At 68.0% G+C, this 19,820-nt stretch carries 20 protein-coding genes and 1 tRNA gene; 10 read left to right on the top strand and 11 right to left on the bottom strand.

Translation table 11 applies throughout. The features are described from left to right. Positions 1–119 precede the first annotated feature (119 nt). From GRI62_RS09190 to GRI62_RS09180, 3 genes are all read left to right on the top strand, one after another. On the top strand, positions 120–1,280 hold the full coding sequence (locus tag GRI62_RS09190) for a phosphoserine transaminase (protein WP_131453035.1): 1,161 nt from the start codon (positions 120–122) through the stop codon (positions 1,278–1,280). Positions 1,281–1,372: 92 nt separating this feature from the next. Then, the gene (serA, locus tag GRI62_RS09185) at positions 1,373–2,971 is read left to right on the top strand and encodes a phosphoglycerate dehydrogenase (protein WP_131453034.1); all 1,599 of its coding nucleotides are present in this window, start codon (positions 1,373–1,375) and stop codon (positions 2,969–2,971) included. Positions 2,972–3,024: 53 nt separating this feature from the next. After that, on the top strand, positions 3,025–4,161 hold the full coding sequence (locus GRI62_RS09180) for an ATP phosphoribosyltransferase regulatory subunit (RefSeq protein ID WP_131453032.1): 1,137 nt from the start codon (positions 3,025–3,027) through the stop codon (positions 4,159–4,161). Here the strand turns inward: GRI62_RS09180 and GRI62_RS09175 are convergent. Further along, a complete protein-coding gene (locus GRI62_RS09175) occupies positions 4,151–4,963 on the bottom strand; it encodes an aldo/keto reductase (protein WP_131453030.1) in 813 nt (270 codons plus the stop codon). The genes GRI62_RS09180 and GRI62_RS09175 overlap by 11 nt on opposite strands. 140 nt (positions 4,964–5,103) lie before the next feature. On the opposite strand from GRI62_RS09175, the gene GRI62_RS09170 reads away from it, so the two are divergent. Next, the gene (locus tag GRI62_RS09170) at positions 5,104–6,393 is read left to right on the top strand and encodes an adenylosuccinate synthase (RefSeq protein ID WP_131453029.1); all 1,290 of its coding nucleotides are present in this window, start codon (positions 5,104–5,106) and stop codon (positions 6,391–6,393) included. 65 nt (positions 6,394–6,458) lie between these two features. Further along, positions 6,459–7,448, top strand: a complete 990-nt coding sequence (locus tag GRI62_RS09165; RefSeq protein WP_131453027.1) for a helix-turn-helix domain-containing protein — start codon at positions 6,459–6,461, stop codon at positions 7,446–7,448. A gap of 3 nt (positions 7,449–7,451) precedes the next feature. On the opposite strand, the gene GRI62_RS09160 is transcribed toward GRI62_RS09165, so the two are convergent. Both GRI62_RS09160 and GRI62_RS09155 read right to left on the bottom strand, forming a co-directional pair. Next, positions 7,452–8,432 (bottom strand): asparaginase, encoded by a 981-nt coding sequence (locus tag GRI62_RS09160; protein ID WP_131453025.1) that lies wholly within the window; start codon positions 8,430–8,432, stop codon positions 7,452–7,454. 69 nt (positions 8,433–8,501) lie between these two features. Further along, a tRNA-Val gene (locus tag GRI62_RS09155) sits at positions 8,502–8,577 on the bottom strand. An 85-nt stretch (positions 8,578–8,662) separates the two neighbouring features. On the opposite strand from GRI62_RS09155, the gene GRI62_RS09150 reads away from it, so the two are divergent. Then, positions 8,663–9,943 carry an FAD-dependent monooxygenase gene (locus GRI62_RS09150; protein WP_131453023.1) on the top strand — a complete coding sequence of 427 codons (1,281 nt, stop codon included), beginning with the start codon at positions 8,663–8,665 and terminating at the stop codon, positions 9,941–9,943. Here the strand turns inward: GRI62_RS09150 and GRI62_RS09145 are convergent. Continuing rightward, positions 9,841–10,479, bottom strand: coding sequence for a TlpA family protein disulfide reductase (locus tag GRI62_RS09145; protein ID WP_234027408.1), 639 nt, complete (start codon positions 10,477–10,479; stop codon positions 9,841–9,843). The genes GRI62_RS09150 and GRI62_RS09145 overlap by 103 nt on opposite strands. Positions 10,480–10,513: 34 nt before the next feature. Between GRI62_RS09145 and argH the strand changes: the two genes are divergently transcribed. Genes argH through GRI62_RS09125 form a run of 4 tightly spaced genes read left to right on the top strand, consistent with a single transcriptional unit; the run spans position 10,514 to position 14,186 of the window. Continuing rightward, positions 10,514–11,890, top strand: coding sequence for an argininosuccinate lyase (gene argH / locus GRI62_RS09140; RefSeq protein WP_131453020.1), 1,377 nt, complete (start codon positions 10,514–10,516; stop codon positions 11,888–11,890). Then, positions 11,887–12,141, top strand: coding sequence for an LPS translocon maturation chaperone LptM (gene lptM / locus GRI62_RS09135; protein ID WP_131453018.1), 255 nt, complete (start codon positions 11,887–11,889; stop codon positions 12,139–12,141). The genes argH and lptM overlap by 4 nt, the downstream gene beginning before the upstream one ends. Next, positions 12,142–13,410 carry a diaminopimelate decarboxylase gene (lysA, locus tag GRI62_RS09130; RefSeq protein WP_131453017.1) on the top strand — a complete coding sequence of 423 codons (1,269 nt, stop codon included), beginning with the start codon at positions 12,142–12,144 and terminating at the stop codon, positions 13,408–13,410. After that, positions 13,407–14,186 carry a precorrin-2 dehydrogenase/sirohydrochlorin ferrochelatase family protein gene (locus GRI62_RS09125; RefSeq protein WP_131453016.1) on the top strand — a complete coding sequence of 260 codons (780 nt, stop codon included), beginning with the start codon at positions 13,407–13,409 and terminating at the stop codon, positions 14,184–14,186. The genes lysA and GRI62_RS09125 overlap by 4 nt, the downstream gene beginning before the upstream one ends. 5 nt (positions 14,187–14,191) lie before the next feature. On the opposite strand, the gene ruvX is transcribed toward GRI62_RS09125, so the two are convergent. From ruvX to pyrE, 7 genes are all read right to left on the bottom strand, one after another. Further along, on the bottom strand, positions 14,192–14,608 hold the full coding sequence (ruvX, locus tag GRI62_RS09120) for a Holliday junction resolvase RuvX (RefSeq protein WP_131453015.1): 417 nt from the start codon (positions 14,606–14,608) through the stop codon (positions 14,192–14,194). Between the two features lie 44 nt (positions 14,609–14,652). Beyond that, the gene (locus GRI62_RS09115; protein WP_234032708.1) at positions 14,653–15,807 is read right to left on the bottom strand and encodes a DUF3089 domain-containing protein; all 1,155 of its coding nucleotides are present in this window, start codon (positions 15,805–15,807) and stop codon (positions 14,653–14,655) included. 94 nt (positions 15,808–15,901) lie between these two features. Beyond that, entirely contained in the window at positions 15,902–17,053 is a 1,152-nt protein-coding gene (locus tag GRI62_RS09110) for an AI-2E family transporter (RefSeq protein WP_131453013.1), read from the bottom strand. Further along, positions 17,050–17,907 carry a signal peptidase I gene (gene lepB, locus GRI62_RS09105; RefSeq protein WP_131453012.1) on the bottom strand — a complete coding sequence of 286 codons (858 nt, stop codon included), beginning with the start codon at positions 17,905–17,907 and terminating at the stop codon, positions 17,050–17,052. Before lepB ends, GRI62_RS09110 begins: the two co-directional genes overlap by 4 nt. A 10-nt stretch (positions 17,908–17,917) precedes the next feature. Then, complete coding sequence (acpS, locus tag GRI62_RS09100) at positions 17,918–18,322, bottom strand: holo-ACP synthase (protein WP_131453011.1); 405 nt, start codon at positions 18,320–18,322, stop codon at positions 17,918–17,920. A gap of 10 nt (positions 18,323–18,332) precedes the next feature. Beyond that, the gene (locus GRI62_RS09095; protein ID WP_234032711.1) at positions 18,333–19,073 is read right to left on the bottom strand and encodes a pyridoxine 5'-phosphate synthase; all 741 of its coding nucleotides are present in this window, start codon (positions 19,071–19,073) and stop codon (positions 18,333–18,335) included. Position 19,074: 1 nt separating this feature from the next. After that, entirely contained in the window at positions 19,075–19,653 is a 579-nt protein-coding gene (pyrE, locus tag GRI62_RS09090) for an orotate phosphoribosyltransferase (protein WP_131453009.1), read from the bottom strand. Positions 19,654–19,820: the final 167 nt, after the last annotated feature.

Genomic DNA, 19,820 nt, shown 5'->3' with positions numbered 1-19,820 from the left:
CGACCGGAACCCGGCAGCGGTTTCGCAAGTAACCTTTGACACGCACACCCATGTCCCTAGTGCCGCCGGCGGGCCACGCGGTCCCAACGCCGCGCGAGCTCTCTGCAAGGAGAGAATACATGACTGACCAACCCGCTCTGAAGCCGGAGCGCCCGTTCTTTTCGTCCGGCCCCACTGCCAAGCCTCCGGGCTGGTCGCTGGACAAGATCGATACCCGCAGCCTCGGCCGCTCGCACCGCTCCAAGCTCGGCAAGTCCCGCCTGAAATACGCCATCGATCTCAGCAAGGAATTGCTGGGCGTGCCCGAGGATTATCTGGTCGGCATCATGCCGGGCAGCGACACCGGCGCGCTGGAATGCGCGATGTGGACGATGCTGGGCGCGGGGCCGGCCACGGTGGCGGCGTGGGAAAGCTTCGGCAACGTGTGGATCCAGGACGCGGTCAGGCAATTGAAGCTGCCCGATCTGCAGGTGCTGGATGCCGATTATGGCCAGATCCCGGACCTGACGCAGATCCCGCAGGACAACGACGTCGTTTTCACCTGGAACGGCACCACCAGCGGCGCACGCATCGCCGATACCGAATGGTTGGCCCCCGGGCGCAAGGGCGTGACGATCAACGATGCCACCAGCGCCGTCTTCGCGCAGGAAATGGACTGGGCCAAGCTGGATGCCACGACCTATTCCTGGCAAAAGGTGATGGGCAGCGAGGCCGCGCACGGAATGCTCGTCCTCAGCCCCAAGGCCGTCGAGCGCATAGAGAGCTACGATCCGCCGTGGCCGCTGCCCAAGCTGTTCCGCCTGAAGAAGGGCAAGGACCTGAACCGCGCGATCTTCGAAGGTGCCACGATCAACACGCCGTCGATGCTGGCGACCGAGGATTACATCGTCAGCCTTGAATGGGCGAAGTCCATCGGCGGGCGGCAGGCCATGTTCGAGCGCGCGGATGCCAACGCAAAGATCGTTACCGACTGGATCGAGAGCACGGACTGGCTGCGCAACATGGTGCCCGACCCGGCACAGCGCACCAATACCGGCGTGTGCATGGTGTTCCAGGGCGACTGGTACGAAAGCCTCTCGCCAGAGGATCAGGCAGCGGTGCCGAAGAAGATCGCCGGCAAGCTGGAAGAGCTGCACGTCGGTTACGACTTCAACGGCTATCGCGATGCGCCGCCCAGCTTGCGCATCTGGTGCGGCGGCTCGGTCGAGCAGGAGGACATTCGCCGCCTGCTGCCGTGGATCGAATGGGCCTATGCCGAGGCGCAGGCCGGACGCCTTTGACGCCGTAATCCCGGTAAAAGCCGGGATTGCCCGCCGCCATCACCGAAACAATTGCTAATGATCCCGGCCCATGCCGGGATGACGAGGTAGAAATGACCAAACCCAAAGTTCTCATTTCCGACAAGATGGACCCCAACGCCGCCCGCATCTTTGAAGAGCGCGGCTGCGATGTCGATGTCATCACCGGGGAAAGCCCGGAGGAACTGAAGGCCCGCATCGGCCAGTACGATGGCCTCGCCATCCGCTCCTCGACCAAGGTCACCGCCGACATTCTTGCGGCTGCCGACAACCTGAAGGTGATCGGCCGCGCCGGCATCGGCGTCGACAACGTGGACATCCCCGCCGCCAGCGCCAAGGGCGTGGTGGTGATGAACACGCCGTTCGGCAATTCCATTACCACCGCGGAACACGCCATCGCCCTGCTGATGGCCCTCGCCCGCCAGATCCCGGAGGCCGACCGCCGCACGCAGGCGGGCGAATGGCCGAAGAACGCCTTCATGGGCGTAGAGGTAACCGGCAAGACGCTGGGCCTGATCGGCGCGGGCAACATCGGCGCCATCGTCGCATCCCGCGCGCAGGGCCTGAAGATGAAGGTTGTCGCCTACGATCCCTTCCTCTCCGCCGAACGCGCGCTGGAACTGGGCGTGGAAAAGGTCGATCTGGGCGATCTGGTGAAGCGCGCCGACTTCATCACGCTGCACACGCCCCTGACCGACGAGACGCGCAATATCCTCAGCCGGGAACGGCTGGAGCAAACGAAAAAGGGCGTGCGGATCGTCAACTGCGCGCGCGGCGGACTGGTGGACGAGGCGGCGCTGAAGGACCTGCTCGATGCGGGCCATATCGCCGGCGCCGCGCTGGATGTCTTCGCCAAGGAGCCGCCGGCTGCCGATCACCCGCTGTTCGGCACGCCGGGCTTCATCTGCACCCCGCACCTTGGCGCCAGCACGACCGAGGCGCAGGTCAACGTGGCGCTGCAGGTGGCCGAGCAGATGGCCGACTACCTGGTCGACGGCGGCGTCACCAACGCGCTCAACGTGCCTTCGCTCTCGGCGGAGGAAGCGCCGCGCCTCAAGCCCTATGTCGCGCTTGCCGAGAAGCTGGGCTCTCTGGTCGGCCAGCTAGAAGGGTCGGACGTCAATTCGCTGACGGTCGAGGTTGAGGGTGCCGCCGCCGAGCTGAACCTGAAGCCCATCACCGCTGCCGTGCTGGCGGGGCTGATGCGGACCTTTTCCGACACCGTCAACATGGTCAATGCGCCCATCCTGGCGAAGGATCGCGGGCTGGACGTGCGCGAGGTGCGGCGCGGGCGCGAGGGCAATTATCATACCCTGCTGCGGGTGATCGCCAAGACCCCGGACCGCACCCGCGAGGTCGCCGGCAGCCTGTTCGGCAACGACCAGATGCGGCTGGTGGAAATCGCCGGAACGCGGATCGAGACCGATCTGGAAGGCCCGATGATCTACATCGTCAACGAGGACGTGCCCGGCTTCATCGGCCGGCTCGGCTCGACCCTGGGCGACGCCGGGGTCAACATCGGCAATTTCCATCTGGGTCGCCGCCTGCCCGGCAAGCACAAGGGCGGCGACGCGGTGCTGCTGCTCAGCCTCGACCAGCAGCCGGATGACAGCACCGTCAAGGCGATCTGCTCGTTGCAGGGGGTGAAAAAGGTGCGGTCCCTATCTTTTTGATACTGTCATTCTGACACTGTCATTCCGGGCCGCGGTTGCCTAGGGCACGCCGCATGACCACCGACCCAACCCGCGACCTCCTGCCCGAGGGCCTCGAAGACCGTCTGCCGCAAAGTGCAGCGGCGGTCGCGCGCATTCAACGCGCCGTGCTCGACGTGATGCGCAGCCACGGATACGACCGGGTGCGCCCGCCGCTGATCGAGTTCGAGCAATCCATGGCGAGCCGAATGGACGGGCTCTCCACCCGGCGGATGTTCCGCTTCGTCGATCCGAAGAGCCTGCGCACGCTGGCACTGCGGTCCGACATCACCGTGCAGGTAGGGCGCATCGCCGCGACCGGGCTGTCCGGGGCGGAGCGTCCGTTGCGGTTGTGCTATGCCGGGCAGGTCGCGCGGATCGCGGGCGATATGCTCGATCCCCGGCGCGAGGAGTTGCAGGTGGGCGCGGAACTCGTCGGGGCTGACAGCGTGGCTGCGGCGGGCGAACTGGTCGAGGTGGCCATAGAGGCGCTGGAGGCGGCTGGCGCGAAGGGAATCTCGGTCGATTTCACGCTGCCCGACCTGGTCGACACGCTGGCCGACGGGCCGCTGCCACTGGACACCGCCACCCGCGTGGCCGTGCGGCGCGAGCTCGACGCCAAGGACGCGGGCGGGCTGGTGGACGCGGGCGGCGCGGCCTACCTGCCGCTGATCCATGCGTCCGGCCCGTTCGACGAGGCGATCGAGCGGCTGAGCGCGATCGACGGCGCCGGCGCGCTCGACAGCCGGATTGCCGGGCTCAGGCAGATTGCCGACCGGGTGCGAGGGCGCGCGCGCCTCACCCTCGATCCCAGCGAGCGCCATGGCTTTGCCTACCAGAGCTGGCTGGGCTTCACGCTTTATGCCGAGGGCGTGCGCGGTGCGCTGGGGCGGGGCGGCACCTACCGGATCGGTGCCGGTTCGATGGGGAATGAAGGCGAGGTCGCCACCGGCTTTTCGCTCTATCCCGAGGAACTGGTGGAGGCGGTAAAGGCCGACGAGGATCTGGGTCGCCGGCTGTTCCTGCCGCCGGATCACGACCGCGACGCGGCGGCACGGCTGCGCGGGCAAGGCTGGCGCACGGTCGCCGCCCTGTCCGATCAGGACGAGGCGGCGCGGCTGGGCTGCTCGCACCGCCTCGAACGGACGGAACCCGTTCCCGTCAGAAGCTAGACGGATCGGGCCCCATGCGCCCGTCCGCACTGTCGAGCGCATCGATCGCGGCCATCTGGTCGTCCGACAAGGTCAGCTCCAGCGCGCGAAAGTTCTCGGCGATGTGATTGCGGCTGCTCGATCGCGGCAGGGGGTTCAGACCATGCTGCAAATGCCAGGCGAGGATGACGGCAGAGGCAGGCGCGTCCAGGTCACCAGCGATGCGGTTCACGACGTCGCCGTCGATCCCCTTGCCCTGGCCCAGCGGTGACCAGGTCTGGGTAATCACGCCCATGTCATCATGCACGCGGCGCAGCTCGCGCTGCTGGAAGCCGGGGTGCAGTTCGATCTGGTTGAGCGCAGGCACGACTCCGGTGGCATCCACGATCGCCTTGAGATCATCCTCGCGGAAATTGCTGACGCCGATGCTCTTCGCCTTGCCCTGGTCGCGCGCCTCGATCAGCGCCTTCCACGTGTCCACCGCCTTGCCTGCGCCAGGGACGGGCCAGTGGATCAGCAGCATGTCGACATAGTCGCGGCCCAGCCGGGCAAGGCTGGCGTCAAAGGCGGCCAGCGCCTCGTCGTATCCCTGGTCGTCGTTCCACACCTTCGTTTGTAGGAAGATGTCGCTCCATTCGCCGATGCCGCGGCCGACCTGCTCCTCGTTCTTGTAGATGGAAGCGGTGTCGATCAGCCAATAGCCGACGTCGAGCGCGGCCTTGACGGCATCGGTGGCGGTGTCACCCTCCAGTTGCCAGGTGCCAAAGCCCAGCTGGGGGATCTGCCGGTCATCGTTGAGGGTGAGGGTCGGTTGGTCGGTCATCGGAGTCTCCTTTTGCCCGTCCAACGGCCGAACGCGGCGATCTATCCGCAGCCCGGACCAAAGCGCGTAGCCCACGGTTGCCCTCCCGCCCGCCAGCGCCTAACGCGCGCTCGGTTCCACGCGCGAAGGGCAAGGCAGCAATGGCAAACGTCACCGTGATCGGGGCCCAGTGGGGCGACGAGGGCAAGGGCAAGATCGTCGACTGGCTGGCCAGCCGCGCCGATGTCGTCGTGCGCTTCCAGGGCGGCCACAACGCCGGCCATACGCTGGTGGTCGGCGATACCACCTACAAGCTCAGCCTGCTGCCCAGTGGCATCGTTACCGGCACGCTTTCGCTGATCGGCAATGGCGTCGTGCTCGATCCGTGGGCGTTGCAGGCAGAGATCTCCCGGCTGGAAGCGCAGGGCGTCTCCATCACGCCGGACAACTTCGGCGTGGCCGACAACTGCGCGCTGATCCTGCCGCTGCACCGCGATCTTGACGGGCTGCGCGAGAATGCGGCGGGCGCGGGCAAGATCGGCACGACCGGGCGCGGCATCGGCCCGGCCTACGAGGACAAGGTGGGCCGCCGGGCCATCCGCGTGTGCGACCTTGCGCATCTGGACGACCTTACCCCGCAGCTCGATCGCCTGTGCGCGCATCACGATGCCTTGCGCGCCGGGTTCGGCCAGCCGCCGGTCGACCGGGGAGCGCTGGTCACCGAGCTGCGCGCCATCGCGCCGTTCGTGCAGCAATATGCCCAGCCGGTGTGGAAGCGGCTGAACGCGGTGCGCAAGGCGGGCGCGAAGATCCTGTTCGAAGGCGCACAGGGCGTGCTGCTGGACGTGGATCACGGCACATATCCCTTCGTCACCAGCTCCAACACAGTGTCCGGCACGGTCGCCAGCGGATCGGGCCTTGGCCCCAATGCGGCGGGCTTCGTGCTGGGCATCGTCAAGGCCTACACCACCCGCGTCGGCAGCGGCCCGTTTCCCACCGAGCTGGAAGACGCGATCGGTGAGCGGCTGGGCCAGCGCGGCCACGAATTCGGCACCGTCACCGCGCGCAAGCGGCGGTGCGGCTGGTTCGACGCGGTGCTGGTGCGCCAGACCTGCGCGCTTTCGGGCGTGACCGGCGTGGCGCTGACCAAGATCGATGTCCTCGACGGGTTCGAGACGATCCGCATCTGCACCGGATACCGGCTGGGGGACGAGGTTCTCGATTACCTCCCCGCCAGCGCGCAGGACCAGGCGCGCTGCGAGCCGGTGTACGAGGAGATCGACGGCTGGGAAGGCTCCACCGTGGGCGCGCGCAGCTGGGCCGATCTGCCGGCACAGGCGATCAAGTACATCCGCCGGATCGAGGAACTGATCGACTGCCCGGTGGCCAGCGTCTCGACCAGCCCGGAACGCGACGACACGATTCTGGTGCGGGATCCCTTCGCGGACTGACGATCTTGACTTGAACCCTTTTTGTTCTACTCCTGTTCGACAAAGAGCGACTCAGGAGAGCACGAATGGCGCAGGTGGATTTCGCCTATCAACTGGCAGCCGATCCGGCGGGGATTCCGCTGGGCGTATCCATATTTGCGGACAGCGCCTTGCTGCGCGCGGATATGGAAGACGACGTGGCCCAGGCGGGGTTTACCCTGCTGCACACCGGGGGGCTCGATGAACTGCTGGCAGGCCATGCACGCTCGCTGGGTGAACTCGTGCTGGTCGATTGTCCCCGGCCCGACGGCGCGGCAATGGCGGCCCTCACGCGGCTAGACGAACGTGTCGCGCACTCGGGCGCGCGGCTGATCGTCTCGACGTCGCTGGATTCGCTCGACACGGTATTCGGGTGCTGCGCGCAGGGCCGATCGCAGATTTTGGTGAATCCCTTGCGGGCAGAGCGGGTGATCGCGCTGGGCAGGGCGCTTGCGGAAGTGCCGAACCTGCGGTTGCGCGAACTGTCGGAGGATGACCGGCTCACGCTGCTGCGTCTGACCGAGCAGGTCGGCCATATCGCCCAGCGGCTGGACAAGCTCGATACGGCAGGTGGCGGCTGGGGTCAGCGTAGCGGGGGTGGAGCGTTCCGGTTCGAAAGCCCGTCCGATGGCTGGCGTGCCGAGCCTGAACTCATCCGCAAACCCAATATCAGACAGACAAGGGCACCGCTGCCCGATGCGCGGCTGGTGCGCCAGGTGCTGGCCCACCGCCGGGCGCGGGCGAAGTTCTTCGATGGCGACCTGTTCGCCGATCCGGCCTGGGACATGCTGCTCGATCTCACGGCCGCGCGGGTGGAACATACGCGGGTGTCGGTCACGTCGCTGTGCATCGCCTCGGGCGTGCCGCCGACCACGGCGCTGCGCTGGATCGGCCAGATGGTGGATACCGGCCTGTTCACGCGGGTGGAGGACGACGCCGACCGCCGCCGCGCCTTCATCGAGCTGTCGGACAAGGCAGCCGATGCGATGGCGCGCTATTTTGCCGAGGTCGGCAAGGACGCGCTGGCCTTCGCCTGATGGCTACCGCCGATCGAACGCCGCCTGCGCAGCGGCGGGGTCGCTGACGCCGCTTGCCACCAGCAATTGCAGCAACACACGCGCCTTTGCCGGGCCGAGCGCGCGCGCGGCGATGAAACCGTTGGTCTCGTCCTCCGGCTCGCGATCGACCAGGCCCTCGTCGACGCGGGTGGAGCGGACCACCGGCACGCAGCGGCGCACCGCTTCGGCCAGCGCCGCCAACACTGCCGCGGGCGCATTGCCGCTGCCCATGCCAGCCAGCACGATCCCCTTCGCGCCGGCAGCCAGTTCGCGCTGCACCGCGTCTGCGTCCATCCCGGCGTAGGCGTGCAGGATCGGCACGCGCGGGAATGTATCGGGAAAGGCGAACCGCGCCGCCTCGTCTTCGCGCCACGGGGGGCTCAGCCAGTCGAGCGAGGCCGGCGTGGCCAGCGCGATCGGCCCTCGCGGAAACCCGGCAAAGGCGCTCGCCCCGCTGGTGCGGGCCTTGCGCGCGTCACGTGCCGCGAAGACCTGGTCGCCCATGACAAGCAACACGCCGCGCCCGGCAGCCTGTGGATCGGCGGCGACCCGCACGGCGTTGGCAAAGTTCCTGAGGCCGTCGCTTCCCACCGCATCGGCGGGCCGCATCGCTCCCACCAGCACCACCGGCTTGGCAGTCGGCAGCGTCTGGTCGAGCAGGAAGGCGGTCTCCTCCGCGCTGTCGGTGCCGTGGGTGACGATCACCCCGCCGCACTGCGGATCGCGCGTCGCGCCAATGCAGGCGGAATGGAGATCGCGCCAGATCGCGGGTCCGATGTCGACCGAATCGATGTTGGCAACCTGCCGCCCGTCCAGCCGCGCCGTGACGCCCAGTTCGGCAAAGCTGGCGAGAAAATCGGCGATCTCGATCTGACCCGGGCGATAATCGCGCCGCGTGGCGGAGCCGGCCTGCCCGGCAATGGTGCCGCCGGTGGCCAGGACGAGGATGGAGGTATCGGTCATGGCGTGAGCGTTAGTCGCTCACAGGGTCGCGGGCCAGCCCAGCAAAGGAGCGTTTCGTGTGCGAAACGCTGGTGGGCGGTGACGGGCTCGAACCGCCGACCCTCTCGGTGTAAACGAGATGCTCTACCAACTGAGCTAACCGCCCGGCCTGCAAAAGACCGCGGGGCTTGACCCCGTATGGGCGGGCCTTAGCGAAACCGAAGGGGCGGCAAAAGGGGGAAACGTAAAAGGTGGCCGACATTGCCATTGCCGGATGCGGCATCGCCGGGCTTGCGGCCGCGACGTTGCTGGCGCGGGCGGGGCACCGCGTAACCCTTTACGATCGGTTCGAAACGCCGCGTCCTCTAGGATCGGGCCTGATGATCCAGCCGACCGGGCTGGCCGTGCTCGCCGCGCTAGGCCTAGCGGATCGGGCGGTGGTGCTGGGCGCCCCGGTCCATGCGCTGCTCGGCCGGGGCACCCACGGTGAACCGGTGCTGGAAGCCGCCTACAGCGACCTGCCTGTCCCCGACGCGTTCGGCCTCGGCATCCATCGCGCCAGCCTGTTCGGCATGCTGTTCGATGCGGCGCGCGCCAGCGGAGCGATGATCGTGACCGGGCGCGCAATCGCGGCGAGCGTAATCGACGGGGAGGCCCGCCGCCTGACCTTTGTCGACAGTACGCGATCGCCGCCGCACGAACTTGTGATAGACGCGTTGGGGGTCGGCTCGCCGCTGGTGCCGCAGAACGGCGGATGGCTTCCGTTCGGCGCCTTGTGGGCCACGGTCGACTGGCCTTGCGACAGCGCCTTTTCGCCCACGCTTCTGGAACAGCGATACGATCGCGCCAGCCGCATGGTCGGCCTGCTGCCGGTGGGGGGAGGGCGCGCGGCGTTCTTCTGGTCGCTGCGGGCGGACCGGCTGGATCGCTGGCGCCAGCGCGGCATGGCGGCCTTCCGCGAAGAGGTCTGCGCCCTGTGGCCTGCCTGCGAGACGGTGATGGACCAGTTGGCCGCACCAGAACACCTGACCTTTGCCCGCTACGCCCACCGCACCGCGCGCCAGCCCACGGGCGAGCGGATCGTCCACCTCGGCGATGCGTGGCACGCGGCCAGCCCGCAACTGGGGCAGGGGGCGAACATGGCGCTTCTCGATGCGTGGGCGCTTGGCAGGGCGATAGCGGAGACGCCGGACCTCGCTGCCGCGCTTGCCCGATACCGCGCCCTGCGCCAGGGTCACGTGCGGCTCTACCAGTGGCTGACGAGGACGTTCACGCCGCCGTTCCAGTCCGATTCGATCTGGCCGGCGCTGTTGCGCGACCTGGTAATGGCCCCGGGATCGCGCGTTCCGCCCGGACCCCGGCTGAAGGCCACGCTGGTGGCTGGCCTTGCGGCGGCGAACCTGCCGCGCCTCGGCCTGGCCCTGCCGGATTATTCCGCGCTGGGCGGTGTGTCGGGCGGTGTGCCGGGTGCCGGGCTGGCCGCCAGCCCCTCCACGATTGCCGCACGCGCCTCCTCGCTCGACCAGTCGTAGGCGCCGATCACCCGCCACACTTCCTTGCCCTGCGCATCGTAGAGCACCGTCAGCGGCAACACCGGCCCGCCGCCGTAGGTAAAGGCGAGCACGTTTTCCTCGTCCATCCAGCGTGGCAGGTTGGCGAACCCGCGGTCCTCGAAGAACGGCTCCACCACTTGGGCGCCTTGCAAATCCTCGCTGATCGTCAGCACGCGAACCTGCCCTGCCATTTCGCCCGCCAGGTCGTCCAGCAGCGGCAGTTCGTGGACGCATGGCGCGCACCAGGTGGCCCAGAGGTTGAGCAGGACCGGCTCGCGCAGCTCCGACAGGACGAGTTCGTTGCCATCGGGATCGCGCACCATCGCCTCGGGCATGTCCTCGCCCGCGAAGCTCGCGTCCAGCGTGCCATCCAGCGACGGCGTGCCGATAGCTGCGCTTGCCCCGGCGGAGGCGGCGTTTTCTTGCGCCGCGTCCTCGCTCCTTATATCGCACCCGGCGACGAGGCCCGCTGCTAGCGGAGCGATGACAATGAGCGAGAGGCGCAGGTTGGCCAAGGAACAGAACTCCGGTGCCGGTGGTGGCAATGCGATGTGGGGCGGCAGGTTTGCCGACGGCCCCTCTGCCATAATGCGCGAGATCAACGCCAGTATCCCGTTCGACAAGGCTTTGTGGCGACAGGACATCGCCGCCAGCAAGGCCCACGTCGCCATGCTGGGCGCCTGCGGCATTGTGGCGAGCGCCGATGCCGAAGCGATCGTCGAAGGGCTGGACCGGGTGGCCGCCGAATACGAGGCGGATGGCGTTCCCGAGGACTGGGACCTCGAGGACATTCACATGACCACCGAGTCGCGCCTTGCCGAACTGATCGGGCCGGTCGCGGGCCGGCTGCACACGGCGCGCAGCCGCAACGATCAGGTGGCGACCGATTTTCGCCTGTGGGTGCGCGATGCCATCGACCAGCTGCTGCATGGCCTTGCCGGGTTGCAGCGCGCGCTCGTCACCCGTGCGGGCGAACATGCCGCCAGCATCATGCCGGGCTTCACCCATCTGCAAACCGCGCAGCCGGTGACGCTGGGCCACCATCTGATGGCCTATTACGAGATGACCGCGCGCGACGTTTCTCGCCTGACGGACGCCCGCGAGCGGCTGAATCGCTGCCCGCTGGGAAGCGCCGCGCTGGCGGGCACGGGCTTTCCCATCGACCGCGAGATGACCGCGCAGGCGCTCGGCTTCGACGGGCCGACGGACAACAGCCTCGATGCGGTGTCCGACCGCGATTTCGCGCTCGATTTCCTGGCGGCGGCCAGTGCCTGTGCGCTGCATCTGTCGCGACTGGCGGAAGAGTTCGTGATCTGGGCCAGCCAGCCGTTCGGTTTCGTGCGCCTGCCCGATGCCCTTTCCACCGGCAGCTCCATCATGCCGCAAAAGAAGAATCCCGACGCCGCCGAACTGGTGCGCGGCCATGCGGGGCGGATCGTCGGCTGCCAGGTGGCGCTGATGGTGACGATGAAGGGCCTGCCGCTGGCCTATTCAAAGGACATGCAGGACGACAAGCCGCCCGTTTTCGAGGCCGCTGGCCTGCTCCAGCTGTGCGTGGCGGCGATGACCGGCATGGTCGAAGGCGCAAGCTTCATGACCGACCGGATGCGCGAGGCGGCCGAGCTTGGCTATGCCACGGCCACCGACCTTGCCGACTGGCTGGTGCGCGCCGCCGACGTTCCCTTTCGCGAGGCGCACCACATCACCGGCGCCGCGGTGAAGCTGGCGGAGAAGCGCGGCGTGGCGCTCGATGCCTTGCCGCTCAAGGATTTGCAGGCGATCGATGCGCGGATCGACGAACGCGTGTACAAGGCGCTCAGCGTGGAAGCTTCGGTCGCCGCGCGACGCTCGCACGGCGGCACCGCGCCGGACGAGGTCCGGGCCCGCGTCGCCGAGGCGCGCGACCTTCTGGGAATAAGCGAATGAAACGAACCGCCGCCACTTCCGCCGCGACCATCGCCGCCTTGCTGCTGCTTTCCGCCTGCGGCCAGAAAGCCGACCTCGAACCCGCCGCGGGCGAGGCGCTGCCCCAGCCGCCTTACGGCGCCAGCACTCCGCTGGACGCCAACGACCTCCTCGCGCTCGACCCGCAGGCCGCACCCGAACGCAGCGTGGAACTGCGGCGCGAGAGTGAAGAGCGCGAGGACGATCCCTTCGACCTGCCGCCGGAACGCTGAGTGGATCATTTCCGCCTGATCGACGGCGAACTGCACGCCGAGGACGTCCCGCTATCGCGCATAGCCGATGAGGTGGGCACGCCCGTCTACGTCTATTCGCGCGCCACGTTCGAACGGCACGCGCGCGTTTTTCGCGATGCCCTGTCCGGGCTGGACCGCCCGCCGCACCTCGCATTCGCCGTCAAGGCCAATCCCAATCTCGCCGTGCTGCGGCTGCTGGCGAACGAGGGCTACGGCGCGGACGTCGTCTCTGGCGGAGAGCTGGCGCGGGCGCTGGCAGCCGGCATGGCGGCGCACGACATCGTGTTTTCCGGCGTGGGCAAGACCGCGGCCGAGCTGGCGCAGGGCCTCGATGCGGGCATCGGCCAGTTCAACATCGAATCGGGCGAGGAAGGCCGGGAGCTTGCTGCCATAGCGGCGGCGCGCGGTGTCGTGGCGCGGTGCGCGCTGCGGGTGAATCCGGATGTCGATGCCGGCACGCACGACAAGATTTCCACCGGCAAGGCGGACAACAAGTTCGGCGTGCCGATCAGCCACGCGCCCGCGCTGTTTGCCGAGCTGTCGCAATTGCCGGGCCTCGATCTTCGCGGTCTGGCGGTGCATATCGGCAGCCAGCTGTCCGACCTCGATCCGCTGGAACAGGCGTTCGGCAAACTCGGCGCGATGCTGCGCGAACTGCGCGGCGCGGGCCACACGATCACGCACATGGACCTGGGCGGAGGGCTGGGCGTGCCCTACCGCAGCGGCGAGGTGCTGCCCACGCCGCACGCATACGGCGCCATGGTCGCCCGCGTGACGCGGGGCTGGGACGTGACCGTCATGTTCGAACCGGGGCGCGTGATAGCCGGGAACGCCGGTGTGCTGCTGACCCGCGTCATCCGCGTCAAGCGCGGGCTGAACCACCCCTTCGTGATCGTCGATGCGGCCATGAACGACCTGGCGCGTCCGGCGCTGTACGGGGCTTGGCACGATTTCGATGCGGTGCGCCCCTCGGGAGAGCGGATGACGGGCAACATCGTCGGCCCCATTTGCGAAACCGGCGACACCTTTGCCACGGACCGCCAGACCGACGCGCTGGTCGCAGGCGATCTGGCGGTGTTCCGCACCGCCGGCGCCTATGGCGCGACCATGGCGAGCAGCTACAATTCCCGCGGTTTCGTGGCCGAAGTGATGGTCGACGGGGCGGATTACGCCGTCGTTGCGGAGCGTATCCTGCCCGCAGCCATCGCCGATGCCGAGCGCGTGCCTGATTTCCTGACGCGCCGATGAAGTCGCTGCCGCTGTTCCACCAGATCGCCGGCCATCCGGTGCTGGTGCTGGGCAAGGGGGCAGCGGCGGATGCGAAACGACGGCTGGTCGAACGCGCCGGCGGGGCGATCATCACCGACCTCGCGCGCGGGGTGGACGAAGGCGCGCGGATCGCCTTCGTGGCGCACGACGATCCCGCCGCGGCCGAGGCCGACGCGGTCCGCCTGCGCTGCGCCGGACTGCTGGTCAATGTCGTCGACCGGCCCGAACTGTGCGATTTTACCACGCCCAGCGTGCTCGATCGTGACCCGGTGCTGGTGGCAGTGGGCACCGGCGGCGCCTCCGCGGGCCTGGCGAAGCAGTTGCGCTTGCGACTGGAGGCGCTGCTGCCAGCCGATCTTGGCGCGCTGGCCGAAGGGCTGAACGCCGCGCGCGCTGCGATCCGCGCCCGGTTTCCCGCGCCCGCCGCACGCCGCGCCGCGATCGACGCCGCACTTGGCGCAGGCGGCCCGCTCGACACGCTGAGGGAGGGCGGAGAGCGGCGCATCGACGACTGGCTCGCCGGCGCGGACGACCGGCAGACCCGGCAGGTCCACACCTTTGACATCGCCAGCGACGATCCCGACGACCTCACGCTGCGGCAGGCGCGGCTTCTGGGAACGGCCGATGCGGTGGTCGCTGATCCCGCCATTCCCCGCGCGATCCTCGATCGGGCACGGGCCGATGCGGTGCGCTTGGCGTGGCCGGCGGACCCTCTGCCCGGCAACGGCGTCGTCGTCGTTTTGCGTCGCGTCTGAGCGGCTCAGAACAGGCCCCCCGTCAGCCGGTCTATCGCCCCCTGCAGGATGACGGCGGCGGCGTGGCTGTCTATCCGCTCGGCGCGGCGGGCGCGGGAGAAATCCTGCGCGATCATGTCACGCTCCGCGCTGGCCGTGGACCACCGCTCGTCCCACAGCAGCACGGGCAGGTCCAGCACGGCAAGGTTGCGGGCAAAGGCGCGGCTGGCCTGGGCACGCGGCCCGGCGGACCCATCCATGTTGAGCGGCAGACCGATGACGATGCCGGCCACGCCGCGCGTTCGCACCATGTCCTCGATCACGGCGAGGTCACGGGCGAACTTGCCGCGGGTCAGTGTCTTGCCCGCGGTGGCAAAGGCCCACCCGGCATCGCACGTGGCAACGCCGATGGTCTTGCTGCCGAGATCGAGCCCCATGAGCATGCCGCCGTCGGGCAATGCGTCACGATATTCGATCGCGTTTTCGGTTACGAGCGCGGCGATGGGCCTTGCCCCGTGGTGGCGGTGGTGCCAGCCCAGGCGCGCACCCGGCGGGCGACGTCCGCCTGCAGATTGGCCCAGAACAGCGGAATGTCATAGACGTGGTAATTGTTGCCGGGCAGCACGTAGCGGCCCAAGTCGGGCGGATCGCCGATCAGCAGCAGGCCGTTGTCGGCACACCGCGCGCCGACTGCGCTGGTCACCAGTTCGCCGGTCGTCAGCTCGTCATCGGGCACCAGCGTGCCGAGGTTGCTGGCGGCAGTCGCAGTGCCGTTCAAGGTCCCGGTGATGGGGTTGACGCACAGGATCGGGCTCTCGCCGCGGGCTTGACCGTCCATGCCGGGCAGTTCGGCGTAGCGGCGCAGGAACTGGCCGGGTTCCGCAGGCTCGGCAAAGCTGGCGTAGGAGAACACGCAGCCTGCCTGGTCGGGGGTGGCGCAGCCAGGCAGGCCAAGGCTGGGCAGATCGTGCTCGATCGATATGGGCCAGCCGATCGGATAGGCCATTGCCACGCGCGCCTGCAGCGGCGTGCCGGCCACCTTGTCCTGCAACAGGCGGGTGACGTGGTAAGCCCCCTGGCTGTGCCCGACGAGGACGATGGGCATGTCTGCCGGAACCGAATCGATGAAGAAATCGAATGCCTGCGCGATGTCGCGATAGGCGGCGTCGATGGCCTGCGTGCCGGCGGGATCGACCGTGATGAACGCGCCGAAGGTCGCCTGGCGATAGCGCGGCACCCAGATCTCGCTGGCCTGGTTGAACGCGCTTGCCATGCCGCGCACCATCAGCCGGGCGCGGGCCTGTGAGTCCGTGTCGGCAAGCGAGGCGTTCCAGGCGCGGCTGTCGTAGAAGCTGGTCGGGTGGACGAAGAACACGGCAAAGCGCGGCGGCTCGCCGCTCGCCGGCGCCTCCGCTGGCAAACCTGTCGCAGGGCCGGCCGTGCTGCCCACGGTGCCCGGCGCCAACGGCATGGCACTGGCCGAGGCCATCGGCGTTTCCGCATCCTCGGCATCAGCCAGGGCCGGCTGCCAGCGCGCGGGATCGTTGGCGACACCCTTGCCGGGGCGGCTGAACCACATGTCCGGATCCTGATAGGCGTTCTGTTCGAGCGGGTCCTGCTCGACGAACTCGGTATCCGGCACCAGCGCGATCTCGGTCAGCTCGTCGCTCCAGATGCGCAGGGCAAACAGCCCCGCCGCGACCAGCAGGATGAGAAAGGTGATGATATAGAGGAACTTACGCAGGGCTTGCCTCCGGTGCAGGGTGGCTGCCGGGTTCGTGCCCGGCGGCCTTGTCTTCCTTGTGATTGGCCTTGGACCGCTGTTCCAGGGCGACCTTGATCATGGCCAGCAGCGGATCGGCCAGGAACAGGCCGAGGATGCCGAACAGGATCCCCATGATCAGCTGGAAGGCCAGCACCAGTGCGGGTGCCAGGTCTACCGTCTTCCTCGCGATCATCGGCACGATGATGTAACCGTCGATGTTCTGCACCACGAGGTAGACGACGATGGTGTAGACGCCCATTTGCGCGCCGCCGGAAAAGCCGACCAGCACCATCAGAACGCCCGAGACCACCGCGCCCACGTTGGGAACGAAGGCGAGCAGCCCGGTCAGGATCGCCAGCAGCGCCGCCATGGGAATGTATTCGCCGGTGACCAGGCCGTAACCGAGCAGGGCGAAATAGGTGAAAAAGCCTTCGAAGATCATGCCGACCAGGCGCCCGGCCATCAGGCGGCGCATGGTATAGGCCATCTTGCTGGCAGTATCGTAGAACCGGTTGCGGTTGTCCTCGGGCAGCATCCAGGCAACGCCGCGCTCGTACAGGCGGGGCTCCAGCGCAACATAGATGCCCACGACCACGACGATCAGCAGCGTCGCCAGTCCACCGAAAACGCCGCCGATGGCCCGGGTGACGGCACCGGCTCCGCTCGCGAACTGGCCGACGATATTCTGGATGTCACCCTGGCTGATGACGAAGCCCTTGCTGCGCAACCAGGCGATGGCGCGCCCGACCTGTTCGTTGACGATGCTGGGGAATTCGGCCGCCTGCTGGGATACCTGCGATCCGGTGAAATAGCCCAGCCAGAGCAGGAAACCCGTCGCCAGCAGCAGGACGATGCCGATGCGCAGCCCGCGTCCGACGGGGAGGAAGCGGCCCAGCAGGCGCGATCCACCGTCGATCATGGCAGCAAAGACCAGCGCGCCGAAAATCACCAGCAGGCTGTCGGCAATATAGATCGACAGGACGATCAGGCCGACGACGCTTGTCCAGACCACGGCCCGCCAGGCCTCGAAGCGCAATTTGGGGCTGGCGATGTGCGTCGGACTGGCGCCGACGTCCTCGTCGTGGATGGGTTCGCCATCCTGTTCCACACTACCGTCGCTCATGGCCGTCGTTCTCCCCGAAGTTCCGGTCGCAAGCTGCGCCAAGCGCGGTCCGGACGCAAGGCTCCCCACCATGTCAGCGGGTTATAGCCGGACGTGCCATCGAGCGAAAAGGTGATGAACTCGGCGCGGCCGCCCACGCTGGACAGCGGCACCGGCCCGCCCAGGCCCTGTCCCAGCGGGCGCGCCGGGGCGCGGCTGTCGGACGAATGATCGCGGTTGTCGCCCAGCAGGAACACATGGCCTTCGGGCACGGTCACCGGCGCGAAATTGTCGTAGGGCGTGTCCTCGACGTGGTCGATTATCAGGTAGCTTGCGCCGTTGGGCAGCGTTTCGCGATAGGTCGGCGGCTCGAACACCTGTGTTCCGTCCTCCAGCGTGACTCGGTAGGGTTCGAAGTAATAGAGGCACTCGAACCCGTCGCACAGGTTGTCGTTCTCGGCCGGGATGCGCACCGGGGGCTCGATCGCCTGCTGCACCGGCTGGCCGTTCAGGATGATCCGCCCGCCCACCATCGCCACGGTATCGCCCGGCAGCCCGATCACCCGCTTGATGTAATCCTCCGCCCGGTCAGGCGGGACGACGATTACGACGTCGCCGTATTCGGGCGTGGCCGGGGCGACGCGCCAGTCGTCACGCGGCAGGATGTGAAAGCTCGCCGAGACCCACGACCAGCCGTAGGGATATTTCGATACCACCAGCCGGTCCCCCACCAGCAGGTTTGGCACCATGCTGGCGCTGGGGATGTAGAACGGTTTGGCGACGAACGTATGGAACGCCAGCACGGCCAGCAGCATCGCCGCCAGCCCGCGCAGTTCGGCCCACCAGTTGACGGGTCTGTCCTTGTCGTCGCTCATCGGGAGAAATTCAGGCCTTGGGAATTGCCTCGATGATCACGAAGGCCTGCGCCCAGGGGTGATCGTCGGTCAGCGTCAGGTGGATGCGCGCCTCATGGCCGGGCGGCGTGATTTCCGCAAGCCGCGCGGCCGCGCCGCCCGTCAGCGCGAGGGTGGGGGCGCCCGAAGCGGCGTTGACCACGCCGATGTCCTTCATGAACACGCCGCGCTTGAAGCCGGTCCCCACGGCCTTGGAGAACGCCTCCTTGGCGGCGAAGCGCTTGGCGTAGGTGCCGGCCTGGGTATGCGGACGCCGCGCAGCCTTGGCGTTCTCCACGTCGGTGAAGCTGCGCTGGCGAAAGCGATCGCCCCACCGCTCCAGCGAAGCGGCGATGCGTTCGATGTTGCACAGGTCGGAGCCGAGGCCGATGATCACGTCGCTGCCATCACCGTGCCAGGTCCATCAATTCGCGCATCTTCAGCACCGCCGGTTCCAGCCCGTCGAAGATCGCTTCGCCGATGAGGTAATGGCCGATGTTGAGTTCAGCCAGTTGCGGGATGGCGGCGATGGGCTGGACGTTGTCGTAGGTCAGGCCGTGTCCGGCGTGCGGTTCAATACCGTTCTTCGTGGCAAGGGCGGCCATATCGGCGATGCGCTGCAATTCGCGTGCGACGCGCTCCGGATCGCCGCCCGCCCCGGCGTGGGCATATTCGCCGGTGTGGAACTCCACCACCGGCGCGCCGAGCCGCAGCGCGGCATCGAGCTGCCGCTCGCTTGCCTCGATGAACAGGCTTACGCGGATGCCGGCATCCTGCAACGGCCCGACGATCGAGGTAAGATGATTGTGCAGTCCCGCCGCGTCCAGCCCGCCCTCGGTCGTGCGCTCCTCGCGCTTTTCGGGCACGATGCAGGCGGCATGGGGCCGGTGGGCAAGCGCGATGGCGAGCATTTCCGGCGTTGCCGCCATTTCCAGGTTGAGCGGCAGGTCGGTCGCATCTTGGATGCGCTTCAGATCGTCGTCGCGGATGTGCCGGCGATCCTCGCGCAGGTGGGCGGTGATGCCGTCGCCGCCACAGGCCGCCACGATCTGCGCCGCGCGCACCGGATCGGGATGATCGCCGCCGCGCGCGTTGCGGATGGTGGCGACATGGTCGATGTTGACGCCGAGGCGAAGGTAGTTGCTCACCTTACTTGCGGCTCCCCGGCTTGGTAACCGGCAGGGCCGCAAGGTCGGCGGGTACCTCGTCCTCGGCATAGGTCGGGAAATCGATGGCGATCAGCGGGAAGAACGGCACCCCGAGGTCTGCCGCGCCGCCGCTGCGATCGACCAGGGCGACTTCGGCCAGCACCTCGCCGCCTTCGCGCGCGACGGCGGCGATGGCCTCGCGCGAACTGAGGCCGGTGGTGACGACGTCTTCCACCATCAGCACCTTTGCGCCGGCAGGCAGGGCGAAGCCGCGGCGCAGGTGGAATTCGCCTTCGGGCCGTTCGAGGAACATGGCGTCGAGATCCAGCGCGCGGCCCATCTCGTGGCCGATGATGATGCCGCCCATCGCCGGGCTGACGACGCAATCGAGCCTGTCGCGGATGGCGGCGGGCAGCCTGGCGGCCAGCGCTTCGGCCAGCCGCGCGGCGCGCCGGGGGTTCATCAGCACCCGCGCACACTGCAGATAATGGCCCGAGTGCCGCCCGCTGGAGAGCCTGAAGTGGCCTTCCAGCAGGGCCTCGCTGGCGCGAAATTCGCCGAGTATCTCGTCCTGCGTCATGATAAGGTGCCGCGGCCTTTCGATGCGTGGGCGGGGCATGGCCTTTGGCCCGCTTGACCCGCCGGGAAAAAAGTCCCTAGTGGCGCTTGAGGCATGGGGCAAGCGCGCGTATAGGCGCGCCGGACGCGGCCACTTTCCGGCCACCGCGCACCCGTTGCCCGCATGAA

Origin of the sequence: Aurantiacibacter arachoides (assembly GCF_009827335.1) — a bacterium.
Lineage (GTDB): Bacteria > Pseudomonadota > Alphaproteobacteria > Sphingomonadales > Sphingomonadaceae > Alteraurantiacibacter > Alteraurantiacibacter arachoides.
This window is presented reverse-complemented; position numbering and strand designations above follow the sequence as displayed.